The sequence below is a fragment of the Gelidibacter gilvus genome (assembly GCF_004115975.1).
Lineage (GTDB): Bacteria > Bacteroidota > Bacteroidia > Flavobacteriales > Flavobacteriaceae > Gelidibacter > Gelidibacter gilvus.
The window spans coordinates 75,843-95,699 of sequence record NZ_SDDZ01000003.1 but is presented as its reverse complement, the minus strand read 5'-3'; the positions used below and the strand labels follow the sequence as shown (position 1 = coordinate 95,699).

The window sequence follows — 19,857 nt, the reverse complement described above, 5'->3', positions numbered from 1 at the left end:
ATGAAATCATTAATTTTAATTTGCATGTTAATGTGTTCCACATTATATGCTCAGCCGTCAGTTAACTTAGTAAAAGAAGGTTCAATTTCAGGAACCATCATTGATGCCCACCTGAATGAACCATTGCCCTATGTGACAATTATTATTAAAAACAGCAAAGACGAAACCATTACCGGCTCCATTACCCAAGAAGATGGCAGCTTTAAAATCTCTAAACTTTTAGAAGGCCAATACTCCGCAACAATTCAGTACATTTCAGTACATTGGTTATAAAACCATTATACAACCGTTCTTAATTGGAAAAGGATCGTACGATGTGAATTTAGGCAAGGTTCTTTTAGAAGAAAATGTTGCCGCGTTGGATGAAGTTACTGTAATTGCAGAAGTTTCTAGCATTCAGCAAAAAGTGGATAGAAAAGTCATTACCGTAGGAAAAGATTTAACCACTTCTGGCCCGACAGCTTCTGACATTATGAATAATATTCCATCCGTAAGCGTGGATCCTCAAACGGGTAACTTGAGCTTGAGAGGCAATGATAACGTACGTGTGATGGTGGATGGCAAATTATCTAATGTTCCAGTGGACCAGTTATTAAAACAAATACCGTCCACGTCCATTAAACAGATTGAATTGATCACCAATCCATCTGCAAAATACAATCCCGAAGGTATGAGTGGCCTTATCAACATCATCCTTCATAAAAACACTAACATTGGATTTAATGGGAATATCAACCTCGGTTTGACCAAAGATATCAATGCAACTTTTAACAGTTCTGTCGATTTAAATTATAGAAACGGAAAATTCAATTTTTATGGAAATTATGGCAATAATATTGGAAAACAAACCAATTACGGCACCATCGAACGGCCTGATGATAACTCACAACAATTTTTTAATTTCTTCGATAACAACAAATCGTATCTCTATAAATTCGGGATTGATTTTTATGTAGATGACAACAATACCATTTCCGTCTTCACAAATCAAAACGCCTATGATGGGAAAGGTATAGGCACGATTAGTATATTAAGACCAAACATGTCTCCGCAAGGACAAGACTTTACGAGTAACTCGGATAATCTCTCTTCACAATACAACCTGGTCTTCAAACATGATTTTGCCAAAGAAGGCGAAAAAATCGATTTGGAAGTAGATTATAATACTTTCGAAGAAACTGAGTCTTCTGATTTTAGCTATTCAAACATTCCTTTTCCTCCAAATTATATCGATTCAGTAGATACCAATCGTGAGCAAACCACCATTAACCTTGATTATGTCAACCCATTGAGTGAAAAAGCAAAACTGGAGGTTGGTTTTGAGGTCCGCTTATATAATACCGATGTGTATTATGATTCTACTGGAAAGTCTTTTGACGCCACGGGAACGATAATTAATACCCCAAGTACAGATTTTAATTATGGTAGAGATATTTACTCAGGATATATCAATTATGGACAAACTTTTGAAAAATGGAGTTATCAATTAGGAGCTCGTGCGGAAACTGTTACAGAAAACGCAAAAGCCATGACTATTTCAGAAATCACAATTGAATCCAATCCTTTTAAAAATAATTATTTTCAAGTTTACCCTTCAGGATTCTTAACCTATGCACCTTCGGAAAAAAACTCTTATCAACTAAGTATGAGCAGACGTGTGGACCGCCCAAGTTTAAGAAAAGTCAATCCCATTAGAGAATGGAGCAGTCCGTTAATCTCTTCCTTTGGCAATACAGAATTACAGCCGCAGTTTACCAATTCCATCGAAATGAATTATACACGAACATTGGAAAAGGGTTCGATTACAGGAGGTGTTTTTTACCGAATGATTGAAGATGAAATTAATCGCGCAGTATTTATTGACCGTTTGGATTTAAATAAAGTTATCCTTTCTTATGATAATTTTGATAATACTTCCGCTTATGGAGTTGAACTATCCAGTACCTACAAACCTACAAAATGGTGGAATTTCAATGCCAGTTTTGACCTATATTCACAAACCCAAAAAGGAATCACTGAAATTTTGAATACACCTATTGGAGAGAACCCAACAGTTGATGACATCCTGATTACAGAAATAAAAGTGGACAATATTGCCTATAGTTTAAGAATGAACAACAACTTTAAGGTCACTAAGAAACTAACATTTTCAGCATTTGGAATGTACAGATCGACACAAAAAGGTTTACAATTTATAAGTAAACCCATGTACTTTGTCAATACAGGCTTAAGATATTCTCTTTTGGATGATGCGGCCACATTCAGTTTTAATTACAACGACATCTTTAATACCATGAAAGCAGGTTTTGAAAGTGAAAGGCCATATAAACAAATAGGCCAATTCAACTGGGAAAGCAACACTTGGTATATTGGAATCTCTTACCGTTTTGGCGGTGGAAAATATCGCGCCATTCAAAGAAAAAATAGAGACAAAAACGAAACATCATCTGGAGGAAGTTTTATGTAACACTAACACTCGGCGAGCTATTTAAAAGAAAGCCTTAATCCAATTCAACTGTTTTTTTACCTTAAAATAGTGTTAATTTTTTGTTAAATCTCAACATTCTCTTGAAATATAGATTTTTAAACCCTTGTTTTATAATACCTAACAAACTGTACTTAATTTTAAATTGATTTGAATTAGCCTTCTACTTTTTGAAAAAAGAAGTATTCGGGAATTAGGTATATATTAAAATCCGGAGTTTCGACTTCGGATTTTTTTTATATAATATAGTCGATTTTTGGTTCTCCAGTTTTCATAAGCTCAATTTATTCCGCCCATTAGAAAACATTTCTTTCTCTACATTAAAAGCATAGATGTTAAATTTGACAGTATCGACTTTCAAAATTAGACGCTTTTTGTTAATTGATAGTTAAAGTTTTATTTTGACAAAATAAAACAGAAGTTTCTGCGTCTAATATGTAGTGATAAGTTTTAGATTTTAATCAAAGTAAGTGTTAGTTAAAGTTGGTTAATAGTAGAAAAACCCGAGACAGAATAATGTTTCGGGTTTTTTAATTCCTGCTATTCCTGCAAAGTCAGGAATCTTTCGGGTTTTCAAAGCTAATTTTTTATTGGTTTTAAATGGTAAAATTCCACCATTTTATTTGCACTAAAATCTCAATAGACATGATTTCTCTCTTCAGTTGACAATTCCACATAAAGACATAAAGATTAGAGAATTGCTTTGTTTAATCTAGAGATTCCTGCCTGCGCAGGAATTAACTACCACTTAATGATGACGCTCCCCCAAGTAAATCCACTTCCAAAGGCAGCCAATACAACCACATCACCTTCTTTTATTTTACCTTCTTCCCAAGCTTCGGTTAATGCAATAGGAATTGACGCTGCTGTCGTATTACCGTATTTTTGAATGTTATTGAACACTTGATCGTCACTCAAATCAAATCTTTTCTGAATGAACTGAGAAATCCGCAAATTTGCTTGATGTGGAATCAATATGTCGATAGCCTCTTTTTCCAGATTATTTTTTGCCAAGCCTTCCATAATTACTTCACTGAACCTGACTACTGCATTTTTAAATACAAATTGTCCATTCATATGTGGAAAATAGCTTTCGTCATTTGGGTCATTATCTTTTAGGATGTCATTCACCCAACGTTTACCCATCCCAGGAGCAACCAAAACCAATTCTTCGGCGTGTTCTCCTTGTGAATGCAAATGTGTTGAAAGAATCCCTTTAGTATTATCTTCTTCTCGTGTCAAAATAGCAGCCCCAGCCCCATCACCAAATATTACCGACACCCCGCGACCTCGTGTGGTTTTATCCAAGCCGTGCGAATGTAACTCACTACCTATCACCAAAACATTCTTATACATTCCGGTTTTTATATACTGATCTGCAATTGAAATAGCATATACAAACCCTGAACATTGATTGCGAACATCTAACGCGCCAACAGTTTTAATATCTAAAGCATGTTGCACCTGCACACCTGGACCCGGAAAATACATATCTGGACTCAAGGTAGCAAACACAATAAAATCAATATCATCCTTATCTATTCCTGCACGCTCTATAGCAATTTTAGCGGCTTTTATACCCATTCCTGAAGTTGTGTCTTCAGAATTTTCAATGGCCCAGCGGCGTTCCTTTATACCTGTACGTTCTTGGATCCACGCGTCATTAGTATCCATCATTTTAGACAGATCGTCGTTAGTCACCACATTATCAGGAACGTAATACCCTAATCCAATTATTTTGGAGTTATACATAAGTTAATTTGTTTAGCGTTAAATAGATTTGCAATTTAAGCAATATTCGCAGTTTTCATAAAATTACCGATTTTAAATACCATATTCGGAAACACATACCTCATTTTAACATTTATTTGACGATCAACCATGCTTGTTTTGAGTATTTTTAAAGCTTTAACTAAAATTCAATCCATAATGAGAGCATTATTACTAAGTTTTACCTTTTTGTTGTCCCTATTTAGTTATGGACAAGTCAATTTATCTTATCAAAAACCTGATCCAAGCATCCTGAATCTTGCCGAAGCACCTTTGGCACCCCGTATTAGCATGGACCGCAAAGGCGAAAACATTATTTTTCTTTACAGAAGCAATTTCAAATCCATCGAGGAGCTTTCTGAGACTGAAATGCGCCTTGGCGGATTGAGAATAAATCCGGTAACAAATATTGGGAGTAGAACGACCTATTATACCGACTTTAAAATAAGAAAAGGTAGAGATGGGGATCCGCAAAACATTTCAGGAATGCCAGAAAACGGACGCTATGCTTATTTATCATGGTCTCCTAACCAAAATTACGCTGCCTTTACAAATACCACATCAAAAGGAGTTGAATTATGGTATGTAGATATCAACACTGCACAGGCAAAGAAAATAACAGAAGACAACCTCAACGCCAATATGGGGAGACCTTATACGTGGTCTAAAGACAGCAATTATTTGTTGGTACAAACACTTCCTTCGTCAAAAAAGGAATTGATTGACCCAAAAAAATCAGTGCCTGAAGGACCAACAATTTCTGTAAGTGAAGCGGGTGTAAAAGCTCAAAACAGAACCTATCAAGATTTACTAAAAAATCCAAACGACGAATATAACTTTGAACAATTGGCATTGTCTGAGATTCAAAAAGTGAATTTGGATGGATCGTCTTCCAACTGGAAATCTACAGATATTTACCAAAATCTAAATTTTTCTCCTGACGGCAAATATGTGATGATCACCACCATCAACAAACCATTTTCCTATTTGGTACCTTATAGTAGATTCCCATCAACCACGACTATATATGATGCCAATGGCACCTTAGTTAAGAAAGTATTGGAAGTACCACTTATTGAAGATTTACCACAAGGATTTATGGCAGAACGCACTGGGATGCGCAGTTTAAACTGGCGTAATGACCACCCTTCAACCTTGGTGTGGACGGAAGCTTTGGACGGAGGCGACCCTGCTAAGGATGTTCCTTTTAGAGATGAAGTATTCCAACAAAAAGCGCCGTTTACAGCAAAAAAACAATCCATTTTAAAAACTAAGGACCGTTTTGCAGGTATCCGTTGGGGTAACGAGAATACCGCCATTGCTTATGATAGATGGTGGAACAGCAGAAATACAAGAACCTATTTGTTCGACCCATCAAATGCGAGTAAGGCTCCAAAAGTTCTATCGGATAGAAATTATCAAGATGTCTATAGTGATCCTGGAAACTTCGTAACTACTCTGAATGCTTATGACGAATCAGTTTTAGACCTGAATGATGGAAAAGCTTATTTAATTGGTGATGGTTTTAGTGCTGAAGGGCAATTTCCTTTTATTGACGAAATAAATCTTAAATCGCAAAAAACAGAACGTCTTTACCAATCGAAGTTGACTGAAAAAGTGGAGAACATTGTTTCTGCTTTAGATGCCAAGGCAGGAGAATTCGTTGTTCAAATTGAATCCAAAAACGAATATCCCAACTATTATATCAGAAACATCAAAAAACGTATCGGGTTACAACCCTTGACACAATTTGAGAATCCATTCAAAAGTTTGCAAGACGTCCATAAGGAAGTCATCACCTACAAACGTGATGATGGATTGCCATTAACTGGAACTTTATACTTACCAACAGATTATAAAGAAGGAGAAAAATATCCGATGATCATGTGGGCATATCCGCGTGAGTATAAAGACAAAAACAGTGCTGGTCAAAACACTTCAAACTCCAATGAATTCACCTATCCATCTTACGGTTCACCTTTATTTTGGGTTGCCAGAGGCTACGTGGTTTTAGATGATGCAGCATTCCCAATTGTTGGAGAAGGCGATGAACAACCTAACGACACCTTTGTCAAACAATTGGTAGGCAATGCTAAAGCAGCCATTGATGCGGTTGATGCCATGGGTTATATTGATCGTGACCGTGTGGCGGTTGGCGGACATTCTTATGGAGCGTTTATGACGGCAAACTTACTATCACATTCCAATTTATTTGCTGCCGGTATCGCCAGAAGTGGCGCTTATAATAGAACTTTGACGCCTTTCGGATTTCAAAGTGAAGAGCGCAACTACTGGGAAGCTCCAGATGTTTATAACACCATGTCTCCTTTCATGAATGCCAACACCATGAAAACGCCATTATTGTTGATTCACGGTGAAGCAGATAACAATGCCGGTACTTACCCAATGCAAAGTGAGCGTTATTTCAACGCACTGAAAGGTTTGGGAGCACCTGTAAGATTAGTGATGTTGCCTAACGAAAGTCATGGCTATAGCGCTAAGGAATCCGTTATGCACATGTTATGGGAACAAGACCAATGGTTGGAAACCTATGTGAAGAATAAAAAGAAAGATAATCCTATCAAAGCGACGGAAAGTATAAAAAATTAAAAAGCTCAATCATTCTATAAAAGCCATTCTTAAACGGAATGGCTTTTTTTATGCCATCTTGTCATAAATGTTGGATTGGCATTTTTGTTGACTACTACATGGTTATAAAATTTAAGTTCAACTGTCTAAGATTCCCTCCTTCGGGGGAATGACAAAAATTATAAATTATGACAAAAGGGAATATTAATGTTTCGGTAGAGAACATCTTTCCACTGATTAAGAAGTTCTTATACAGTGATCACGAAATATTTTTACGTGAGTTAATCAGTAATGCTACAGATGCCACTTTAAAATTAAAGCACTTAACCAATATTGGTGAGGCAAAAGTAGAATATGGCAATCCAAAAATCGAAGTCAAAATCGATAAGGAAGGCAAAAAACTCCACATCATTGACCAAGGGATTGGGATGACTGCGGAAGAAGTTGAAAAGTACATTAACCAAATCGCTTTTTCAGGAGCTGAAGAGTTCTTGGACAAATATAAAGATGCTGGAAAAGATTCAGGGATCATCGGACATTTTGGTTTAGGTTTCTATTCCGCTTTTATGGTGGCAGAGAAAGTTGAAATCGTAACTAAATCTTACTTAGAAGATACAGAGGGTGCACGTTGGACTTGTGATGGCTCTCCAGAATTCACTTTAGAGAAAGACAGCAAAACAGAACGCGGGACAGAAATCATCCTTCACATTGCAGATGATTCTCTTGAGTTTTTGGAAGAATCTAAGATCCGTGAGTTATTGACCAAGTACAATAAGTTCATGCCTATTCCAATCAAATTTGGAACTAAGGAAGTCAATGATCCAGATCACAAACCTGAAACCAAAAAAGATAAGGACGGAAAAGAAACTAAGGAGCCTCAAAAGAAAATCACTGTTGACAATATTATCAACAATCCAAACCCTGCGTGGACTAAATTGCCTACCGAGTTAGAAGACAAGGACTACAACTCTTTTTACAGAGAATTGTACCCAATGCAGTTTGAGGAGCCGTTATTCCATATCCATTTAAATGTAGATTATCCGTTCAATTTGACAGGGATTTTATATTTCCCAAAAATGACGGGCGATTTGAACATTCAAAAAGATAAGATCCAATTGTACCAAAATCAGGTATTTGTTACGGATAATGTAGAGGGTATCGTTCCTGAATTCTTGACCATGTTGAGAGGGGTAATCGATTCTCCAGACATTCCATTAAACGTTTCACGTAGTTATTTGCAAGCCGATGGTGCTGTGAAGAAAATATCTTCCTACATCACCCGTAAAGTGGCAGATAAGTTGAAATCATTATTCAATGAAAACCGTGAGGATTTCGAGAAAAAATGGAATGATATCAAGATTGTAATTGAATACGGGATGCTTTCTGAAGACAAGTTCTTTGAAAAAGCAGATGCATTTGCTCTCTATCCAACGGTTGATGGCAAATATTACACGTATCAAGAATTATTTGACAAAATCAAGGATAATCAAACGGATAAAGATGGCAAATTGGTCATTTTATATGCGTCCAATGAAGATGCACAACACAGTTACACGGAAGCGGCTAAAGCCAAAGGGTATGAAGTGTTGTTATTGGATTCGCCAATCATCAGTCACTTGATGCAAAAAATGGAATCTACTAAGGAGAACATCACTTTTGCACGTGTGGATGCTGATCATATTGATAATTTGATCAAGAAAGACGATACTAAAATTTCAAAACTATCTGAGGACGAGCAAAAAGAATTAGAAACTATTTTGAAAGAAGCAATTCCTTCAGAAAAGTTCATGGTTCAATTGGAAGCTATGGATAGTGATGCGTCACCATTCATCATCACCCAACCAGAGTTTATGCGTCGTATGAAAGAGATGCAAGCAACTGGCGGTGGCGGCATGTTTGGAATGGGCAATATGCCAGACATGTACAACTTGGTAGTCAACACCAACTCTGAATTGGTGGGTGAAATATTAAGCACCAAAACCAAGAAAAAACAAGAGCGATTGATTTCTCAAAGTTTAGATCTAGCACGTCTGTCTCAAGGCTTGTTAAAAGGAAAAGAACTGAGCGAATTCATCAAACGTTCTTATGAGATGATAAAGTAAGAATCAAGAGCATTTCGCTTTTACAATTAATTCTTAAGATCAAAACCATCCTGTCAAAAGCGGGATGGTTTTTTTATTGTAACCAAATACGTCGTTAATCGTCATAATAATATCTAAAAGATGTATCCAATAAAATTCAATTATTATGACAACAAAACGAATCCTTAAAGGCTTTTTTGCCTTTGCAATGACGCTGATGAGCGTGTCTTCAACAATCGCTCAAGATTTCAAAAACGAGGTAGATGATTACCTCAAATCCGAATATCCTGTTAATGGTCCAGGCGTTTCTTTTTTAGTTTCCAAAGACGGTCAACCTATTTATCAAAAAGCGTTTGGAATGGCAAATTTGGAATTGAATGTTCCTATGACCCCAAATAACGTGTTTGAAATTGGATCCATGACCAAACAATTTACCGCAGTTTCCATTTTGATACTGGCAGAACAGGGCAAACTTAACCTTGAAGATGAGATTACAAAGTATATGCCCGATTATCCAACGCAAGGAAAAAAAATCACCATTCGTCATTTATTAAATCATACTTCAGGGATTAAGAGTTACACAGGAATGCCAAATTTCAAAACCCGTGCTAAGATTGATATGACTCCGAAGGAATTGATTGAAGTATTCAAAAATGAATCTATGGATTTTGAGCCGGGAGATCAATACAAATACAACAACTCCGGCTATGTGTTGCTGGGTTATATCATCGAAATTATTTCTGGCGACACCTACGCCAAATTTCTAGAAAATAATATTTTTAAACCACTAAAAATGAATGCCACCAACCCTGGCAGCAAAAAAGATATTATCATAAACCGCGCCTCTGGATATTCTGAAATTGAAAACGGTTACGAAAATGCTGAGTATTTGAGTTTGACAATTCCTTACTCAGCAGGCTCCATATTATCTACCACGGGAGATTTACTTAAATGGCAAAATGCGCTCACCAATCATACATTAATCAAAAGTGACAGCTACGAAATGGCAATTCACGGAAGCACATTAAATGATGGCACACATATCCCATATGGATTCGGATTGGAAGAAGGCAATATCAACGGTTCGCCCAGCATTCACCATGGCGGCGGCATTTTTGGATATACCTCAATGGGAATCTTTCTTCCTCAAGAGAATATTTTCGTTACAGGACTTACCAATTGCGATTGTAAGAACATTTCAAAATTAACAGCTAAAATCGCATCCATTGTTATTGGAAAACCATTTCCAGATAAAAAAGATGCCATAAAACTCTCTGAAAGCGAGCTTAAGAAGTGGATTGGCACTTACAAATTTGAAAATGACGTGATCCGATTTATAACCCTTGAAGGCGACCAACTTTATAGTCAACGTGAAGGCAGACCAAAATTTAAACTTTATCCATTAACGCCATCACATTATATTTTTGAGGACGGAACGCAATCCTACACGTTTTCCGATAACAATGGCGTTAAAGAGATCAATTTTATAACGGATGGCAACGCCTATCCCGGAATTATAACGGACCGAATACCACCTACTGTTAAAGTAGAAACAACCTTACCTCCTATGGCTTTAGAACAGTATGTGGGAAAATATGGACTGGCACCCACAATGGTTTTGGAAATTACCACCAAGGAAAACAGAATTTTTGGTCAACTCACAGGACAGCCTTCTTTTGAAATGTTTGCAGAAAAACCAGATGTCTTTTTTCTTAAAGTTGTTGACGCACAATTGGTGTTCAATAGAAATGAGAAGGACAAGATTATAGATTTAATTTTATTTCAAAATGGGAGAGAAATCCCAGGCAAAAAAATTGAATGACCATCTTAAAATAAATACCAATTCAATCTTCAACCTTATCGCGTTCAATTAAGATTAAAACCACCTCAAATGAAGTGGTTTTTTTTATCTCTCAGCATTAATTCTACAATTTTGCTAAATATCGCTTTAAAGTAAACCACACATTTTTCCTCTTAATGCAGAAAATAATAAGCTCAACCTCAAACCACTTCAAAATTTTATTACCTGCTATTTTTAAGCCTACTTTTTGTTTTTGAATAATTTAAAAATTATCTTCGAAGGAATCGTAGGATTCGGTGGACGAAAAGCTCAGTTCCAACAAAACAACAACTTTCCCTAAAAGCTGTTTTGGACATAATATCTGACAGCTCTACTTCAGGAAGTCTACATCCATAAAAGATCCACACATCATCATATACTATCGAAAAATGAAAATAAAAAAGGTACTTATTGCCAACAGAGGAGAAATTGCCATTCGCGTGATGCGCGCCTGTACAGAATTAAACATCGCTACAGTTGCAGTCTATACCTATGAAGATCGCTATTCACAACATCGCAATAAAGCGGATGAATCCTACCAAATTGGTGAAAATAATCAGCCTTTAAAACCGTATTTGGATATGGATGAGATCATCGCTTTGGCAAAGTCCAAGAACGTTGATGCCATTCACCCTGGTTATGGTTTTCTCTCTGAAAATTCAGAATTTGCCCGAAAATGTGCACAGAACGGCATCATTTTCATCGGACCAACACCGGAAGTCATGGATAGCTTGGGCGACAAAATTACTGCTAAGAAAATTGCCGTAAAATGTAAAGTACCAATTATTGAAAGCAATAAAAAGAAATTGACCTCATTAAAAGTTGCTTTATCAGAAGCAAAAAGCATAGGCTATCCTTTGATGCTAAAAGCTGCTTCGGGTGGTGGTGGACGCGGGATGCGCATCATCAGAAAAGATGAGGATTTAGAGCAGAATTTCGATTCTGCTCGAAATGAAGCGGAAAATGCTTTTGGTGATGACACGATGTTCCTCGAAAAGTATGTGGAAGATCCAAAACATATTGAAGTACAGATTGTAGCCGATAATCACGGTAGCATCCGCCATTTGTTTGAACGCGATTGCTCGGTACAGCGCCGACACCAAAAAGTGGTGGAGATTGCACCTTCTCATAACGTTTCTGAAAAAGTCAAACAAGAACTTTATAAGTACGCCGTAGATATTGCTACGGAAGTCAATTATAATAATATCGGAACCGTCGAGTTTTTGGTAGATAAGGAAGATAATGTCTTTTTTATTGAAGTCAATCCGCGGATTCAAGTAGAACATACCGTTACGGAGATGGTGACGGGAATTGATTTGGTAAAAACCCAGATTTTTATTGCTGGAGGCTATAAATTATCAGACCAACAAATCAAGATCTACGAACAAGAATCTTTAAAAACTTACGGTTTTGCGTTACAATGCCGACTGACCACAGAAGACCCTGGGAATAATTTTACACCAGATTACGGCACGATAACCACTTATAGAAGTGCCTCAGGAATGGGAATCCGATTGGATGCAGGAAGTATTTACCAGGGATACAACGTGAGTCCGTTTTTTGATTCGATGCTGGTTAAGGTTTCTGCTCACGGTAGAACTTTAGATGGTGCCGTTCGTAAAATGGTGCGTGCCTTAAAAGAATTCCGGATTAGAGGCGTAAACACCAACATTCACTTTTTACAAAATGTAATCCTACATGATACGTTTAAAGAAGGAAAAGTAACGGTCAATTTCATCCAGAACACGCCTTCCCTATTCCAGATCAAATTACCACAAGACAGAACAACCAAAGTCACTCAGTTTTTGGCTGAAGTAATTGTCAACGGTAATTCTGATGTAAAACATAAAGAGGATAATAAAGTTTTCAGAAATCCGAAAGTGCCAAAATTCAATCTGGCTGCACCGCATCCGAAAGGCACAAAAGATATGTTAACGGAAATGGGTCCTGAGAAATTCTGTGAGTGGATCAAAAACGATACAAAAATTCATTATACGGACACCACCATGCGCGATGCACACCAATCGCTGCTCGCTACACGTATGCGAACTTTTGATATGATGAAAGTTGCCGAAAGTTTTGCAAAAAATCATCCCAACACTTTTAGCATGGAAGTTTGGGGAGGTGCGACATTTGATGTCTGTCTTCGTTTTTTACATGAAAGTCCTTGGACACGCTTGCGCGAATTGCGAAAAGCCGTTCCAAACATTTTGTTTCAAATGTTGCTCCGTGGCAGTAATGGCGTTGGGTATAAAGCTTACCCAGATAATCTCATTGAAAAATTTGTAGAAAAATCTTGGGAAAATGGTGTCGATATTTTCAGAATCTTTGATTCCCTTAATTGGGTCAAAGCCATGGAACCAAGCATCAATTATGTGAGAAATAAAACTGGAGGGATTGCGGAAGCTGCTATCAGTTATACAGGCAATATTTTAGATGTCAACGAAACCAAATACACGCTTAAATACTATACCCAATTAGCGAAAGACCTTGAAAATGCTGGAGCACATATGATTGCCATTAAAGATATGGCGGGATTGCTGAAACCTTATGCAGCAACGGAATTGGTGGGCGCATTAAAAGATACGGTCAAGCTGCCCATCCATTTGCATACGCATGACACTTCGTCTTTACAAACCGCAACTTACCTTAAAGCCATCGAAGCTGGCGTAGATGTGGTTGATGTGGCTTTGGGAGGCTTGTCGGGATTGACTTCACAACCAAATTTTAACGCCGTTGTGGAGATGATGAAAGGTCAACCAAGGGCGCACGACTTTGATATGAATACCTTAAACCAGTTCTCAAACTTTTGGGAAGATACCCGTGAACTCTATTATCCTTTTGAATCAGGATTAAAAGCAGGAACAGCCGAAGTATTTCAACACGAGATTCCTGGCGGTCAGTATTCCAATTTACGACCACAGGCAATTGCTTTAGGTTTAGGAGATCGGTTTGACGAGGTCAAAAAAATGTACGCCAAGGTGAATACCATGTTTGGGAACTTGATAAAAGTTACCCCAAGTTCTAAAGTGGTTGGTGATATGGCGATTTTTATGGTCACCAATAACCTCACCCCAGAGGATGTGATGGAACGCGGTGGGGAAATTTCATTCCCAGAATCAGTCATCAATTTCTTTAAAGGCGATTTAGGTCAACCTACCGGTGGCTTTCCAAAGAAATTACAGAGAATCATTTTACGAAATCACAAGCCTTATACCGATAGACCGAATGCCCATTTGGAGCCCATAGATTTTGATGCGGAATATGATGCCTTCAAAAAGAAATTCCAAAAAGGCTTTACCAGAGCCATTGAAATTGAAGATTTCTTATCCTACACCTTATATCCGAAAGTCTTTGAACAGGCGCACGAGAATTATAAACTGTATGGTAATTTAAGTTTGGTGCCCACCAAGAATTTCTTCTATGGCATGAAGCAGCGTGAAGAAATTCTAATTGAGCTTGAACCTGGAAAAACGATTATTGTCAGATTACTTTCTGTAGGTATTCCGAATGAGGAAGGTGTCAGAATTGTTTTCTTTAAAGTAAATGGTGAAAACCGCTTGGTAGAAGTTTTGGACAGATCACTCAATATCAAAAAAGAAACCCATGAGAAGATTGATCCAGCAGATACCACTCAAATCGGTGCACCTTTACAAGGTTCATTATATAAAGTGTTGGTGAAAAGAGGACAAAAAGTCAAAGAAAATGATCCATTGTTCATCATTGAAGCAATGAAAATGGAAACTACAGTAACGGCATTTAAGGCAGGAAAAGTAAAATCCATCACCATTAAAGAAGGCACGATGGTGATGCAGGATGATTTGATTTTAACGGTGGAATAATTTTGGGGATTGAAAATTTAATTGGATTGCCAACTTAAAATTAATTACATATCTTGGAAGCATGAAAAAATTACTTTTTATTTTATTGGTGGTACCGTTCCATATGATGGCACAGGAGGCACCGGGATCTGTTCAATTTTGGGACACCCTTAAAACTCACTGCGGAAAATCTTATGAAGGCGAAATTATAGCTGGAGGAAAAGAAGGCGATGGTTTTACAGGAGAAAAATTAGTCATGAACGTACGTAGTTGTGAGGACAATGTACTCAGAATTCCATTTTTTGTAGGCGATGACAAATCGCGTACTTGGGTTTTGACGATGGGCGACGATAATTTAATCCTTTTAAAACACGACCATAGAAAGACTGACGGCTCTGATGATGATGTTACCCAATACGGCGGGCTCAGTCCAAACACAGGTCGAGCTGATATCCAATTCTTTCCGGCAGATCAGTTTACCGCAAATCTCTTGGCTCATGCCGCTAATAACGTGTGGTGGATAACGGTAGATGACAGTTCTCTCACCTACAATCTACGCAGGATAGGTTCCGACAGATTGTTTTCTGTAAAATTTGATCTTACCAAGGAAGTAGAATCACCAGGTGCACCATGGGGAAGCACAGATTAATCTAATTGCATTTCAATCATAATCGAAAAAAATAAACATTTATAACCACTTCCAAGCAAGAAGTGGTTTTTTCTTTGTTAGAATTCCAGAACCGATAACTTTAAAATAACTTCAGCATTGAATTAGAACAAATCAATTAGTTTACCTTTGCAGCGAATCGTACAAACCATTGAAAGCACTTCTCACAACTATAGAACTTTTTTTTAAAGGCTCCCATTTTTACAGAGGTCTAAGACTGACCTTTGCCGTGGTAACGCCTTTAGTTGTCCTATATCTTTTGGGCTATTTTGAGTTTGCACCTGCCATTGTTATGGGTGCTTTTTTAAATGCGCCTGGAGACATCCCTGGAAGTTTAAAACGGAAAGTCAATGCTATTTTAATTAGCACTGGTCTAACCATGCTCATTACAGCAACCATTCTATTCTGTAAGCCTTACCTCCCACTTATTATTGTAGCCTTGGCCGTTATTTCGTTTTTTGTTTCCTTTATTTCTGTTTATGGATTTAGGGCGTCTATGGTATCTCTTTCTGGATTATTGGCCATGGTGCTGGCTTTTGCGGTTCAAAAAGAAACGCCAATTGAAATTTTATCCCATGTGTTACTGATTGGTTGTGGCGGACTTTGGTATTTGCTCATTTCTTATCTATTCAGGAAACTATCGCCAAAAAAAGATGAAATCCAGTTTTTGTCTGACAGCCTATCTCTAATTGGGGAGTATTTAAAATTAAGAGCACGGTTGTTAACCAAAAGGACAGAACGACAAGCTTTCATTCAGCAAGCCTTTGTCCTGCAAAGCCAAATCAATGAAAAACACGAAACTTTAAGGGAACTACTTCTTTTGGAACGTAAACGTTCCGGACGTTCCCATTATGATGAAAAACATCTTTTAATCTTCATTTCTTCAGTTAATATTTTCGAGATCATTGAAGCCAAACACTTAGATTATAATGAAATAGACCGTTTATTTAGCGACAGAAAACATCTCAATTCTGCCAAAAAGCTCAATAAAGTTATGGGAAACCATTTGATCACTTTATCTGAGTTACTGATTCAAAATGACAAAATCCCTGAAAGCGACGCTTTAATAAATGCGTTGTCAAAAGCCAAAGAGGCAATTTCTGAATATGTTGAGGATATCCAATTACCAAAGGCTCGTGATGGTGCATTAGTACTTCGAAATCTGTATGATTATCAAGAAAACATCTTCGATGAAATCAACGCTATTCGAAGGGTCATGGCAAATGTTGAGGATGCATCAAAAGTGTCCTTAAAACGTCAGAATACGAGTCAATTTTTAACGCTTCAAGAGTATCGCCTGAATGTTATTTTTCAAAACTTCAGTTGGAATTCCACCTTGTTCAGGCATGCCCTCCGCTTTACAGTGGCGATTATTTTCGCCTTTATCTTGGGAACTCTTTTGGATATCAGAAACACCTATTGGATTCTCCTGACCATTATTGTGATCATGCGACCCAATTATGGCTTGACCAAAGAGCGTTCTAAAGACCGAATTATTGGGACGCTCATTGGTGCCGCCATCGCTATTGGCATCGTATTACTGACTCAAAATGTAATCGTTTATGCGATTTTAGCGATCATTTCGTTAACCTTGGCTTTTTCATTGATACAGCAGAATTTTAAATCGGCAGCAGCCCTGATTACCATCAATATCATATTTGTGTATTCGCTTATCAATCCTGATGCGTTTCAAGTGATTCAATACCGAGTGATTGACACTATCCTTGGTGCCGGTATTGCCGTTGTTGCCAATTATACTTTATGGCCAAGTTGGGAAGCCTCAAATTTAAAAAATGTACTTGTGGATGCTTTGAACAAGAATAGAAAATATCTTTTAGCCACCCAAGAATTATATTATGATAAAACTAAAAATGAACTGTCTTATAAATTAGCACGAAAGGAAGCCTTTTTGGCCATCAGTAATTTGAACGCTGCCTTCCAAAGATTGACTCAAGATCCAAAATCGAAGCAAAAAGAATTTCAACTGATCTATGGCATGGTGACCTTAAATCAAACCATGGTATCAGCTATTGCATCTATAGGCAGTTTTATCATCAACCATCAAACGACTCCGGCCTCCAAAGAGTTTGATGCCATAATTTTGAGAATAGCCAATACGCTTGAAGCTTCCTGTTCCATTTTAAATGAGGTTAAAGCCGACTGTGAAACGATCACTATCGATATTGAAGAAGCTCAAGAAAAGCTAATGGAAACCTATTATAGCTTATCCAGAATGCGTGACGAAAACATTCAAAATGGCCACACGGAATTGGACACAGAAACGCTTCACAATCTGCAGGAAGCTTATTTAATTGCCAATCAGTTGATTTGGTTAAAGACGCTTTCTGAAAATCTAAGGAAAGCAACTTCAAAATATCATGAGGTTCTATAAAAGTTAACATTCGGTTAATCATTCTGATTTGAATTTCACTAAAAAAACCACTTCATTTAAAATGAAGTGGTTTTGATATTTATATATGCATAGCAATTGATTGAAACATGAAAATCAATCTACGTTGCTGCTTTTCAAAATAACGGATTTATGCCTTATTTCTCATAGGCACCTACGCCTTCTCTCATCCACTCAAGGTATTCCTGAGCATTTGGAGTATAACCCACTGGATCATTAAGATTTTCCTCATCATGTCCTATCAACACATAGAAAGGCTGCGTGTTTGTTTTATATCTTATAGTCTGGAACTCGCTCCATTTCTGCCCGATGTACTTCAACTGTTTGCCCGGTCTCAATTGCGATTCCACGATCTCATCGTCCTCAAGCTTTCGCTTATCATCAACATATAAGGAAATCAACACCACTTCATTCTTAAGAATATTGAGCACTTGGTCATTTGGCCAAACGTTCTGTTCCATCCTTCTACAGTTTACACAGGCCCAACCTGTAAAGTCTAACATCACTGGCTTGCCGACTTCCTTGGCGTAGGCCATACCTTTATCATAATCATTGAAGGCCAAAATTTGGTGTGGTGCCAAAAGATGTCCGCCATCAGGAAGTACCTGGGCATCACCCGAACTAAACCCTCCTCCAGTTTTGGAATTACCAACACCATAAGGCGACTCAGAATAATCCAATGGTGGTGGGAAGGCACTGATCAAATTAAGAGGCGCGCCCCAAAGGCCTGGGATCATATAAATAGTAAAACTCAGTACCAACAAACCAAGGCTCAAACGTCCTACGGAAATATGGGTCAACGGCGAATCATGTGGTAATTTGATCTTTCCGAAAAGGTAAAATGCCAAGGCTCCAAAAATAGCAATCCAAATGGCGATGAAAACCTCACGCTCCAAGAAATGCAATTGTAGCACCAGATCTGCTTGGGAAAGGAACTTGAAGGCAAATGCCAGTTCCAAAAATCCTAAAACCACTTTAACCGTGTTTAACCAACCTCCAGATTTTGGAAGTGAGTTCAACCATCCTGGAAATGCTGCAAACAATCCAAACGGCAATGCCAAGGCGATTGAAAAGCCCAACATCCCAATCATTGGTGCCAATCCGCCTTTGGTAGCTGAAAGAACAATAATATTACCTACGAAAGGTCCGGTACAGGAAAATGACACGATCGCAAGCGCCAAGGCCATAAAAAATATACCTGTATATCCGCCTTTTCCAGCTTTACTGTCTATTTTATTTGCCCATGATTGTGGGAGCATGATTTCAAAAGCACCTAAAAAGGACACCGCGAATATCACAAGGATAAAAAAGAACAGTAAGTTAAAAGTGACACTTGTGGAGAACTCATTAATGGCACTCGCGCCAAAGATGGCCACAACACCAGTACCCAAAATTACATAGATGACGATGATACAAAGGCCATAGATGATGGCATTTTTCACGCCCTCAGCTTTGTTCTGACTTTGTTTGGTAAAGAAACTGACCGTCATGGGTATCAATGGGAAAACGCATGGGGTAAACAATGCGATAAGTCCAGCGCCCATTCCAAGAATGAAAATTGTCCAAAGACCACTGTTTTCTGCTTCTTTCTCCTCCCTTTCTGTAACAATGACTTCTTTATCACTATCTATCATTACAGGCTCCTGAAAATTAAATGTACTACTATTCTCAGAGGCGGCGGTGTCTGTTCCTGCGGAACTTTTAGCTTTGGTTAGATCGAAGTTCAAGTCGATATAACTTGGTGGTAAACATCGCATATCATCACAAACCATAAATTCCACCTCACCCTTAACTATTGAAAGTTCTTTGTTGAGCAATGTGATGCGTTGTCTGAATTCGGCCGCGTCATCAAAAAACTTAATACGCATATTGAATACGGGATCATGAACGGTACGTCCTTCCTCTTCGAGGGTATTACCCATAAGTTCAGCATTTGCACCGGTATCATAAGTAAACGTCGTTGGAATTGGGCCGTCCTCAGGAACATCTTGTGAGTACAGGTGCCAACCTCTGTCGATAGTGGCTCTTGAAATCAGATCAAACTCAGTATCAGATATTTTTTCAACTGAAGTGGACCATTTTACAGGTTCCAAAACTTGGGCACTGACCGTTGTCCATGTTAACGACACGAGTAAAAAGGAAAGCAAGAAAATTCTCATTTGGTAGTTTTAATTAGGGTGTTATCAATATTTAT

The 19,857-nt window shown here is 37.8% G+C and carries 10 protein-coding genes; 8 read left to right on the top strand and 2 right to left on the bottom strand.

Going from position 1 to position 19,857, the window contains the following annotated elements; all coding sequences use genetic code 11:
• Positions 1-273, top strand: coding sequence for a carboxypeptidase regulatory-like domain-containing protein (locus ESZ48_RS19720; RefSeq protein ID WP_317127984.1), 273 nt, complete (start codon positions 1-3; stop codon positions 271-273).
• A gap of 43 nt (positions 274-316) precedes the next feature.
• Positions 317-2,467 (top strand): outer membrane beta-barrel family protein, encoded by a 2,151-nt coding sequence (locus tag ESZ48_RS06830; protein ID WP_317127983.1) that lies wholly within the window; start codon positions 317-319, stop codon positions 2,465-2,467.
• A 759-nt stretch (positions 2,468-3,226) separates the two neighbouring features.
• Here the strand turns inward: ESZ48_RS06830 and ESZ48_RS06825 are convergent.
• Positions 3,227-4,237 (bottom strand): 3-oxoacyl-ACP synthase III family protein, encoded by a 1,011-nt coding sequence (locus tag ESZ48_RS06825; protein WP_129016595.1) that lies wholly within the window; start codon positions 4,235-4,237, stop codon positions 3,227-3,229.
• A 177-nt stretch (positions 4,238-4,414) separates the two neighbouring features.
• Between ESZ48_RS06825 and ESZ48_RS06820 the strand changes: the two genes are divergently transcribed.
• The 6 genes from ESZ48_RS06820 (at position 4,415) to ESZ48_RS06795 (ending at position 17,645) form a co-directional block, all read left to right on the top strand.
• Positions 4,415-6,865 carry an alpha/beta hydrolase family protein gene (locus tag ESZ48_RS06820; RefSeq protein WP_129016594.1) on the top strand — a complete coding sequence of 817 codons (2,451 nt, stop codon included), beginning with the start codon at positions 4,415-4,417 and terminating at the stop codon, positions 6,863-6,865.
• Positions 6,866-7,032: 167 nt separating this feature from the next.
• A complete protein-coding gene (gene htpG, locus ESZ48_RS06815; RefSeq protein WP_129016593.1) occupies positions 7,033-8,946 on the top strand; it encodes a molecular chaperone HtpG in 1,914 nt (637 codons plus the stop codon).
• Positions 8,947-9,091: 145 nt separating this feature from the next.
• Positions 9,092-10,747 carry a serine hydrolase gene (locus tag ESZ48_RS06810; RefSeq protein ID WP_190246210.1) on the top strand — a complete coding sequence of 552 codons (1,656 nt, stop codon included), beginning with the start codon at positions 9,092-9,094 and terminating at the stop codon, positions 10,745-10,747.
• Between the two features lie 407 nt (positions 10,748-11,154).
• Positions 11,155-14,607 (top strand): pyruvate carboxylase, encoded by a 3,453-nt coding sequence (locus ESZ48_RS06805; RefSeq protein ID WP_129016592.1) that lies wholly within the window; start codon positions 11,155-11,157, stop codon positions 14,605-14,607.
• 61 nt (positions 14,608-14,668) lie between these two features.
• Positions 14,669-15,235 (top strand): hypothetical protein, encoded by a 567-nt coding sequence (locus tag ESZ48_RS06800; RefSeq protein WP_129016591.1) that lies wholly within the window; start codon positions 14,669-14,671, stop codon positions 15,233-15,235.
• 169 nt (positions 15,236-15,404) lie between these two features.
• Positions 15,405-17,645: an FUSC family protein gene (locus ESZ48_RS06795; RefSeq protein ID WP_223266383.1), complete on the top strand. Its 2,241-nt coding sequence runs from the start codon at positions 15,405-15,407 to the stop codon at positions 17,643-17,645.
• 155 nt (positions 17,646-17,800) lie between these two features.
• On the opposite strand, the gene ESZ48_RS06790 is transcribed toward ESZ48_RS06795, so the two are convergent.
• A complete protein-coding gene (locus ESZ48_RS06790) occupies positions 17,801-19,822 on the bottom strand; it encodes a protein-disulfide reductase DsbD family protein (RefSeq protein ID WP_129016590.1) in 2,022 nt (673 codons plus the stop codon).
• Positions 19,823-19,857: the final 35 nt, after the last annotated feature.